This window comes from Segatella copri (genome assembly GCF_003465495.1).
GTDB classification, from domain to species: domain Bacteria; phylum Bacteroidota; class Bacteroidia; order Bacteroidales; family Bacteroidaceae; genus Prevotella; species Prevotella copri_G.
In genome coordinates this window covers 1-9,804 of record NZ_QSAV01000069.1, presented here as the reverse complement: position 1 = coordinate 9,804, position 9,804 = coordinate 1, and the positions used below count along the sequence as shown (strand labels likewise).

Here is a 9,804-nt window from a genome sequence, read left to right as displayed (position 1 = left end):
ATGGCTATCTGAAGAATTGTTTTCCAAGTGTTCGCTTTCATCTTTCTTAGTGTTTAGTGTTTAATGTTTAGTGTTTACTTTTTTGGGGGGCGGATAGGCTGGGCTAGGGGCTAGCACCCTAGCCAGTCTATCCTTGGGCTATTCAAGGCCGTCGCCAGTATCGTCCTTGCCGGTAGTGCCGCCGCCTGATTCAGAGCCTTGGCCATCGCTGCCCGTCTGACCGCTGTTTGAACCACCTGGGGTAGAACCGCCTGGCGTATTATCCGGAGTAGTTGGGGCATTGAGGTCAACGTTGGTCTTACCCTCCTTAATCGCCTTGATAACGGCTGCCTGAGCGCTGCGGCTGGCTACGAGGTTGAACTCGGCGTCATCGCGAAGGTTCTTGAACTCCTGACCTGGCTCCCACTGAACCTTCACACCGGTGATGTTCTGAGCAGTGAACTTGTCGGCATCCTCGGCACCCTTCGAGGTGAGAAGGAGAGAGAAATCACCGAGGTCGCCCAGACGAATCTTCTTGCCCTCGAGCAACATCTCACGCATGCAGTCTACGGCGATGTAGAGGATGGCGCTGATGTCGGCTCTTGAATAAACACTTCCATGCGAAGTGATGTGCTTGGCAAACTTCTCGATGGTCATGATGTCGGTGTACTGTGAGATGGCGAAAGCATTCTGCTTCTCAGTCTTCACGAGTTCCAGGTCCTTTGGGTCAGGGGTAGTACCCTCCTTCTTTGCCTGGTTGATGCGTGACTTAGCCTGGTTGATTTCCAGAAGATTTGCGTTCACGCTACGCATTACGATGCTGTAATTAATCATACTATGTTATGCTTTAAAGAGTTTATTAATCACAATTTCCCAGATGCTTTTTCTTGTCCTTTTCAGAGTCTTCATTGATGACCGGCGCCTGTCATCTTTTGCTCCCTGTCTCGGTCTTCATAGATGACCGCCTTTAGGTACAAAATAGCTTTCTTTCGATTGCTGGTGCAAAGGTACGAAAAAGCGCAGTAGGAAGCAATACTTTTCCGGCAACTTGAATTCAGTTTTCCGGAATCTTGTGAAATGAAGTCTTTCGAGAGTAGGTGAAGAGTGTCATGGCAACGGGCTGCATCCGGTCATTAGTGACCGGTCATTATCGGTCATTAAGAAAAATCACTTCCGGTCATTTAGCCCCTATAATATATATTAAATATTTTAATATTATATTATAGCTCTCTTTTTCGCCCCCGAAAACCTTAATGACCGAAAATGACCGGGCATTAATGACCGGATTCTGAGGCTTTAATTAATACTCTTTTAATGCTAGTACTGTACTTGTAATTTGTTCTGCATTAATGATTTATAATAAAGCATTTTTATTTTTGTCTGTATATAAATGTATAGGAATAAGCTACATATGTCAGCGTCCTTTCCTACAATATCGTTGCTTCTTTGCCCCACTTTTCGCCTTCCCTTCACTCTCATTTCCGCCATAAATGCCCTTTCTTTGGAGCATGAATTGATGTGAGGAAGAGCATTTTGCGTTTTTCCCTTTGGAAATCTATAAAACCACTTTGATATCAGTTCTTTTGCTTCTTTATATAGAAGAGTAAAAATATCGAACATGGCTATCATAAGTATGTTTTATATCATTATCCTTTGCATAGTTTCTTCCTTTACTATTGCTCTGTTTTGGGCGGTAAGCATTATTTACATAATCAGCTTTTATACTCATTTCCTTGTATAAAAGGTTAAAATCCCTAGGTAAGTCTTTTTCTACATTTTTGTGTTAATATTTATAATAAAATGTAGATGTTTCGCAATTATTTTGTACCTTTGAAGGCAATTCTGCTATAAAAAGCAGGCTATAAATATAAAATTCAAACTTGAATAAACTTATAAACAAATAAATAAACATAGAAGACCATGTCTGGATTTGCAATTTACAACTACAATTTCTTACGCATCATAAGACCTAACGAAGAATATCAACTTGAGTTCCCCGACTGGGTAAAAGTAAATGTGCAAGAATCATTTGAAAATCGCCAGCTATTGCTTGAAGAGCTTTTGCTGGCTGATTTCGAGAAACCATTCCCGTTTGAGAATGCCAGAAAGAAACCATACTGGCACAAACAAATAGTGAAACCACAAGATAATGTCTATGTGATGCGTGTGGCAAATGTTACAAACGTAACGATTACCGACGAACACCTGATGTCTCAAAAATATGCTGATTATAGAAATTGTTTGGTCATCATCGACAATCGCCCAGGAATCCAACGCATCGCTATAGAGCGAAAATCTACGGCTTTCAGCCATACAAAAACTGTGGCTAATATTCTCGAAGCATCCTTCTGCAAACTGCTGAAGAGTAAACTGTTGAAGGTTGAACTATCTGCGGTTTACAGTTCGAATGTGTTTTGGGATATGCTGAAAAAATACCCTAATGGCTTCAGTAAAGTGACTTTTCATTTCCCTCATCTCAATTTAGATCGTCTGACCAAAGTGATGGATAAATATCTCAAAACTGCCCGTGAGGATTGGGATAGTGATCTTGATTTTACATTCGGTGCAAACGAAGGTGGTGCGGTAAAAATCGATCCGGAAAATTCGCGCCAGACTGCACTTATTGCAGGCGCATCAGGAGCGGGAGCATGGATAAAGATGCTTCCAAATGGTGAAAAAGGAAAGGCTATATTATGCGGCAAAAACCAATTCGTGGTGCGTGAACTCGATTCTGAGGTGTTTAATAATCTGGTAATCGGAGCACAGCCGATTCCTGGCATGGGACAATCTGCTATGGATAAGGTGAAGAGTTTTATGAAGGATATGCCGGATACATTTACTCATTAAGCTGATTAGGGGATGGAAAAGTTTGAACGTTTTTCGGAGGAGAGACTTACCTCCTTACGTGCCCGTTATAGGGGCGATGATTTGTTTAGAACCTGGACATGGATTCTCTGTTTGCTTGAGCAACAACTGAACGGTCTAAATGCTGTAGAAGTATGGAGTGAAACGGAAATGATTCGCCAGAAGCTGTCTGCAATCAAGGAACATCGTGATAATGAGGTAGAATTTCTCTATGGCGAACTAAAGAATCGGCATCAGTCAGAAAAAACCGCTGTCATCATTCTTACTGTACTCTTCACTCAAATGTGTGATGCAGAATCCAGTAATGAGGATGATGCTGCTGTGCAAAATCCGAATCGAGCTGTGTGTTCGGTCTTGGCTCATCTTCTGATGAATCCGAAAATAAGATCTTTCACTGAGAAGTTGATCAAGGCATTCAAGCATCGTCGCTACGATAACGAAGGAAACAAGATTGTTTTGCCCATAACAGACTATATGGAGGTTAAATCTCCTTTGGAATTGATGGACGAAGAAGCTAAGGTAAAAGTGGAGAGATGCGTAGAAGAGATAGAGAAACTCACACGGGGAATCAGAGGCTTTCTGAATATAGACTGGGATGTTTACAAAAATATTTGGAGGAATATTTTTGCTGAACAAGAAATTTCTCTTTTGCTTAATGAGATACAGCCTCGAAAAAATTCATGGGGGCATAATCTGAAGCTAGTAGCGAATGTTCTTGGCATATTGCATGTTACTCCTTATGGTGATGGTTTCGTGTTAGCAGGAAGTATCCAAACAATCAGCGATGCTGTAGGAGTGAACGTGAGAGCCTATATTGGAAACCATGCCGATTTTGGATCCAGTAATACTACTTTAACCAAAGAAATGCATGCTAAAATAAAGCAATTCATATTATCTGCAATCGGATAAAAAGCAGCTGTTACAGATAAAGATAATGAGGGCGTTGATGGAATAATTCTGTCAGCGCCCTCTTTCTGTCTGATTACCAGCAGATAAGCAGCTGATAAGAAATAGCCTCCTTATTTTTTTATGCGTATTTTTATCTACAGACTAATATTCTTATCTTTGTGCTCGGATTTGGGAATCAGTTTCTCATTTCCGAGTTTTTTTATTTTAGTATTAACCTGAGCGGAGGCGGGGAACCTCACAACGTGATTGAAGATGGCCATCGGGAATCCACGGCTTCTCTCGCAAACCGATCAGGAATCATGGCAGATAATAAGAAGCATGAGAAAACGGCGCTGGGCATTGCCTATGCTGCCGTAGTGGAACTGGGCTATACGCATAGCCAGCTGGTGAATCTCAATGAGGGCGTTAACTTCCATACTCTAAGAAATATCAGAGATGAGAAGAAAGTGAAGAAAGTGACGGAACGATTCTATCTGAAACTTTTTTTCGACTTAATTAATAAGGAATATAATCGGCGTATTACCAGTGGCGCCAATGGAGCAGTCAGCCTGCTTGTCGTGATGAAAAATATCCTTGAAGCTGAGCTGAAATAGAGAGAAAGAGAAAAGCAGTGGAAAGATGAGGGGGGATTCTTCCACCAACTGTTCCAGCGCATTCAAAGACTTCTTATCTTTGCACCAGCTTTCAGCAAGATCGGAGTTGGAACTAATCAGCCTTGAAAGGAAGGCGAGGTCTTGCAGTTAATAGATTATGAACATACTAACGAGAGTGGTGCAGCAGGGCGAGGCTTTCGCTGTACAGAGTCAGAAAAGTGAGAACGGACAGATGATGAAATGCAACATCGTTCTCCAGGAGATGGGCGGCAAGTATGAGAACCAGTATGCTGCGGCAATGCTGGGTAATATGGCCCAGTGTAAGTATGCTCAGGGCGAACTGGTGGCGGTAACGCTCCGGTTTACGACTCGTGAGTATAATGGTCAGGTTTATCAGGATATCCTGGTTACGGACATTGAGAAACTTGGCAAGTAATTAATCTTGAATTGAAATAGGTGGCGTGAGAATTGTCCCGGGATAATTTGCGCAAACTGAAACTTACGACACTTCTTTCGTTCATCTTCAATTTTAATTTAAGATTTTATGAGTGCAAAGAAAAATAATAAGGTTCAGAACAATGTTCAGAACCAGCAGGTGAATAATAACGGCTGCCAGCATGTGCAGCTCGGTGGAATGGCTTACTATGATGATAAGCAGTATTTCCTCTTCAGTCCTGATTCTGTAAATCAGGGTGTTGTAGAAGCGTTTCGCCGTCATGGCGTGGCTCAGCAAATGCAAGACGGAACATTTGATTTCGTAGCAGTTTCTAAGCCGAAAAGCCAGTCGGAACTGATTAAGAAACTGGCGCATGGTCGTTTGAGCAAGACCAAGGATGGGGCTATTCAGCTCACGCTGAAGGTGTTCTGCCATGAGGGACTCAACATCGCCCAAACGCTGGCTGTTGAGTCAGCAGAAGGGGCTGATGCTTTAGTGGATTATCAATTAAAACGATAAGTAATAAGATAGATGAGTTGTTATTTAATTAAGTTGGAGAATGGGCACAAGGTTGCCCGCTCCATCACTTCGGAAGAGGAGTATAAGCAGCTGCGTGGAAGCAATGAGCAGAAGGCGAATCTTCGCCTGGCTCGTGCCGGAAACGATGCTGCGAAACGGAGACTGGTGCAGTTTAATTATTCCGGCCATTATCCGCAAGGTGTGGTGAAGGGAATGAAACTGCCAAGCGGTGCTTTCGGATTTGATATGGATGAGCCGGAGGCTTTTGCCAAGGCTGCCCAGCTGCTGCTGAAGGAACCGGACAAGTACGGACTGCTGATGCTGGAACGCAGCGCACGACAAGGCGGACATGCGGTGTTTGAGCGCGAAAAGGGCAAGACGGTTCTGGAGAATCAGGTGAGGATTGCTACGATGCTCAAGTGCGAAATGGATACTTCGGCTCACGACATCAATCGGGTTTATTTCACGACCTCATCGGATGGCGAAGATCTGCTCTTCCTTTCGCCACGGCTCTTCAAGGATGAATATGATGAGGCTGCCGTGGCAGCTGAAGGGAAGGTCCTGGAAGAGCGTGAAAGATACGGACAGGAGGAACTGCCGGAAGGAGCGCACAAGGCAAACAAGCATTACGAGCCTTGGAAGGAAATTCAGAATTCTCAGGTGGCTTTAAAGAGTCAGGAATTTAAGGATTCGAGAATTTCTTCTTCTGCTGCGTCCTCCTCTGCTGCTTCATCAGCTTCGACTCCCTCTGTCTCTTAGGACAATTACCTCGGGATTCCTTATGGCGAAATCATTAAGAAGTGGTGGCAGATGTATAATGACGGGCAGGAGCCGATGCGCTCCAACCGCAATACGCTGACCTTTGAGCTGGCTGTGAACCTGCGCCACATCTGCGGCTTTGATGGCAATCTGATGGCTCAGATTATTCCCTGCTATGATGGTTTTTCTGAGCAGGAGAAGATGGCTTGCATCAAGTCGGCACTCGGAGAAAAACTTACGCAAATGCCTAAGCGACTGAAAGATGTACTGGCTGCGCTGAGACAGGAAAAGTTGAAGCAAGCTACTCTGAAAGGCGTAACGCTTAAGGAGAACGAGGAACTGATCAATGCACTGGATGAGGCAAATGCCCAGGACGAACTGTTCTATTTCAAAGCCTTGCCCAAATTGCCGCAGGGAGTACGCGACTCGGTTAATGCTGTAGGGCCGACACTTGCTTTACCCGTGATTACCGCTATCTGTCCTGTCATCGGAATGCTGGCTACTGGCGTGAAAATCTCCATTCACGGCAAGATGAATTCGCTCAACCTCATCTCTTACATTGCCGGTGATTTTGCATCAGGCAAGGGAAGCATTGATCCGGTAATTAATGTCTGGACTTCGGAAGTAAAAGTAATGGACAAAATATACCAGCAGAAGGAGGATGAATGGAGAGCCAAGAAGCGTGCGGCTAAAAACAAGAAGGAGCAGCCGGAAGAGCCGAAACTGCCGGTAAGATGCTTGACACTGAACAATACGGTGGCGAATCTTGCTGAAAGACTGGCGAATACTGAAGGCAAACACGCCTTCTCATTTACACCGGAAGCTGACACCGTAGCGCAGAAGTGGAAATCAGCGATGAGCGACTTTTCTGTCATGTTAAGACAGGCTTACGACGGAACGAGCTATGAGCGTGAGGCAAGAAGTGCAGATGCGGTGAATGTCCATATAGACAGACTGTTATGGAATGTGGTGATGTGCGGCACTCCGGATGCACTTTATCGAGTAGTGAACAATTATACGGATGGTTTCCAGAGCCGTATTGTCGTGGCGCGAACGCCGGACAACACGTTCACCCCGCTCACAGATAACCTCTTCGTGCTTACACCTCGCCAGCAAAGCAATATTCTGCAGATAGCACATCTGTTACCCATGATGGCAGGCGAAGTAGAACTGCCTAAGCTGGAAGCCAAGGGCAGGGAATGGCTGGAGCAGATAAGACTGGAGACGATGAAAGATGATGACAAAGTGAAAGCACGCCAGCGTTTTCGTATCTGTCCTACCACGATGAGAATGATGGCGTGCATCATGCTCTGCAAAGTGGCAGAATCGCTGATACAGAAACTTGGAGCGGAAGAGGCAGAAACAAGATTGAAGGAGAATCCTCTCTTGTGGAAGGAAATGATTGTGAAAATGCAGACACCGAGCATGCTTTCAGCCTTTGATGTTCTGGCTAACTATCAGCTGGAGAATGCGCTCTATTTCTTTCGCAGTCGTATCGAAGCTGCTTTCTCATCCAAGGATTATTGCGGACAGGCACCTGCTGACCGTATACGTCGTGGAAGAAACGATACTATCTTTGAGCGCTTAGACGTAACCTTCACTTTCGAACAGGCTCAGCAGCAGAGTGTTGCCATCAAGGGCGCTAACGTTACGCACGAGGCTGTAAGACAGATGCTGAAGAACTGGAAGCGACAGGGACTCATCAATATTCTGCCCGATTCACGTTATCAGAAAGTAGCATCTACGGTTTAAATCCGGTCATTTCCGGTCATTAAGGTCAAGGTCATTAAGGTCATTAAGGTTTTCGGGTCTGAACCCAGCCTTAATGACCACCCTTAAACCAATTATTCATTATTAATTATTAATTGTAAATTATCATGCATATTTGTATATTCCGCCGCCGTTTCACTCCATGGGGAGTTGATGGCACAATGGTCATTAACGGTAAGTTTTTCTGCGGAACATTGGAGCGCCCTCAGAGCTATCTGAAAGCTGATGCTTACAGACTGGCACTTGTGCCGGTTTCCAACCCGAAGTTTCTGAGGGATGATGAGAAGAGCAGAATCATGCCTGTTATTCTGAAGGAAAACGGCAGAGTTCCGAAGTCTGTTATCCGCAAGCCGTTCTTCGTTCCGGGCAATGGTCCTTATAAATTAATGTATGGCAGCATCATTCTGGGCAGATCCTACATTTCGGGGCTTGTGCTTCATTCTGAGGAATACTTCTCGGAGTTTTGCGAGAAGGTGGATGAAGCAATCAAGAACAGGGAGCACATCACGCTCGTTATCAGAGACTGGGGCTTTGATGCGATTCCGCTTAAGTATTTATCACCTTTCAAATCATCCGTAAAATCATTATCATGCGTAAGATAAAGGAAATCATCATTCATTGCAGTGCGACCAAGGAAGGTCGCAACTTCACCGTAGCGGATATTGACCGCTGGCACCGGGAGCGCGGGCTGCGCTGCATAGGTTATCATTTCGTGATTTATCGTGACGGCAGCATTCATGTAGGCCGTGCGATAGAGGAGGTTGGCGCCCATTGCAAGGGCCATAATTCCATCAGTATAGGCGTCTGTTACATCGGCGGCTTATCGAAGAAAGGCAAGCCGAAGGACACAAGAACCCGAGACCAGAAAGCGGCAATGCGCTCGCTCATCGAGCAGCTGAAGGAGGAATATCCATTAGCCACGATTCATGGTCATAATGAATTTGCCAACAAGGCTTGTCCCTGCTTTGATGTGAAGAAGGAGTGGGGCTAACAGATAGGGAACGCTCTGCGTTCCCTATTTATACTTATTTTCCGATGCAACATGTGGATGTTGCTGATAGTTAAGCTTTTATCTTTTAAACGGTACAACTACCCTTTTTACAAGTGCAGAGAAAATGAGCAACAAATGTAATGTGCTTATTCTCAGCCTGTTAGCGATGAAGTTGTACCGCTCCTTTTTAGCCTTTTTTGTAAGATTCTGGAAACAAATGCAATGCATTGTTTCTCAGCCTCTTCCGTTTCTTGTGTTACAGAACGCTTATCTGGTTGCAAAGATACAGATTTAAATTGGATTAGAGCAAACTATTATCTTAAAAAATATTATTCCACAGTTGCTTTTTTCGATAATTTTAATCGCACCACTTCATGTATTACAGTCAATGAGTTGCAGACAATGGGCAATTTTATTGTTAAAGTACCATTGCAAACTATACATGAACCAGAGGTTATTTGGAACGACAATAGTGACAAACAAGATGAACGGCTACGATAATAAGCCTGTATTGATGAAATAACCCAAGGAATAACATAATCTTGAAATCTCATGCAAGTTTTTGATTTCTTTTGCGTTTATAGAATAGTTATAACCCTTTAATATCAAGAAGCGTATGAAAATTAGAATGATTCTTATGGCATTAGCAGCTTTGCTCTGTTTGGCAAGTTGTAGCGATGATGATTCTGGAATTCAGCTCACTGAAGATGAAGTAGCCGGTGATATAATTACTGGTAAGCAGATTGTTATTAACACTCTTACAACCTATACCGATAGTGGCAGCAAGGTGAATGTTAATGGTGCTAAAGGTAAAGTATCAGCAACTTCTTCTGATGATAGTGTTGCCAAGGTTTCGTGTTCTTCAAATGAGTCAGAGAAGGAGATATACGTAAGTGGCGTTTGATAATGATAGCCACGCTTTCAACCTGTGCGCAATTGGAGCGTGATAATATCTCATTCCGATTACAGTCAGGAAGGAAGCG

At 44.0% G+C, this 9,804-nt stretch carries 11 protein-coding genes; 10 read left to right on the top strand and 1 reads right to left on the bottom strand.

Translation table 11 applies throughout. The features are described 5' to 3' along the window. Window positions 1–138: 138 nt before the first annotated feature. Window positions 139–813 (bottom strand): HU family DNA-binding protein, encoded by a 675-nt coding sequence (locus DWV53_RS14370; RefSeq protein ID WP_118155276.1) that lies wholly within the window; start codon window positions 811–813, stop codon window positions 139–141. Between the two features lie 1,086 nt (window positions 814–1,899). Between DWV53_RS14370 and DWV53_RS14360 the strand changes: the two genes are divergently transcribed. The 10 genes from DWV53_RS14360 to DWV53_RS14320 all read left to right on the top strand — a co-directional run bounded on the left by DWV53_RS14360 (window position 1,900) and on the right by DWV53_RS14320 (window position 9,725). Further along, a complete protein-coding gene (locus DWV53_RS14360) occupies window positions 1,900–2,826 on the top strand; it encodes a hypothetical protein (protein ID WP_118155272.1) in 927 nt (308 codons plus the stop codon). A 12-nt stretch (window positions 2,827–2,838) separates the two neighbouring features. Next, window positions 2,839–3,753, top strand: a complete 915-nt coding sequence (locus tag DWV53_RS14355; protein ID WP_118155270.1) for a hypothetical protein — start codon at window positions 2,839–2,841, stop codon at window positions 3,751–3,753. A 299-nt stretch (window positions 3,754–4,052) separates the two neighbouring features. Then, complete coding sequence (locus DWV53_RS14350) at window positions 4,053–4,346, top strand: hypothetical protein (protein ID WP_147468816.1); 294 nt, start codon at window positions 4,053–4,055, stop codon at window positions 4,344–4,346. Between the two features lie 157 nt (window positions 4,347–4,503). Further along, window positions 4,504–4,782, top strand: a complete 279-nt coding sequence (locus tag DWV53_RS14345; RefSeq protein ID WP_118155266.1) for a DUF3127 domain-containing protein — start codon at window positions 4,504–4,506, stop codon at window positions 4,780–4,782. Between the two features lie 108 nt (window positions 4,783–4,890). Beyond that, window positions 4,891–5,301 (top strand): hypothetical protein, encoded by a 411-nt coding sequence (locus DWV53_RS14340; RefSeq protein WP_118155264.1) that lies wholly within the window; start codon window positions 4,891–4,893, stop codon window positions 5,299–5,301. 12 nt (window positions 5,302–5,313) lie between these two features. Next, window positions 5,314–6,060, top strand: a complete 747-nt coding sequence (locus tag DWV53_RS16250; protein ID WP_259319007.1) for a hypothetical protein — start codon at window positions 5,314–5,316, stop codon at window positions 6,058–6,060. A 51-nt stretch (window positions 6,061–6,111) separates the two neighbouring features. Continuing rightward, window positions 6,112–7,812 carry a YfjI family protein gene (locus DWV53_RS14335; protein WP_259319006.1) on the top strand — a complete coding sequence of 567 codons (1,701 nt, stop codon included), beginning with the start codon at window positions 6,112–6,114 and terminating at the stop codon, window positions 7,810–7,812. 125 nt (window positions 7,813–7,937) lie between these two features. Further along, window positions 7,938–8,432 (top strand): DUF5675 family protein, encoded by a 495-nt coding sequence (locus DWV53_RS14330; RefSeq protein ID WP_147468815.1) that lies wholly within the window; start codon window positions 7,938–7,940, stop codon window positions 8,430–8,432. Beyond that, window positions 8,420–8,821 carry an N-acetylmuramoyl-L-alanine amidase gene (locus DWV53_RS14325; protein WP_118155259.1) on the top strand — a complete coding sequence of 134 codons (402 nt, stop codon included), beginning with the start codon at window positions 8,420–8,422 and terminating at the stop codon, window positions 8,819–8,821. Before DWV53_RS14330 ends, DWV53_RS14325 begins: the two co-directional genes overlap by 13 nt. 616 nt (window positions 8,822–9,437) lie before the next feature. Then, window positions 9,438–9,725: a hypothetical protein gene (locus DWV53_RS14320; RefSeq protein ID WP_147468814.1), complete on the top strand. Its 288-nt coding sequence runs from the start codon at window positions 9,438–9,440 to the stop codon at window positions 9,723–9,725. The last annotated feature ends 79 nt before the right edge of the window (window positions 9,726–9,804 follow it).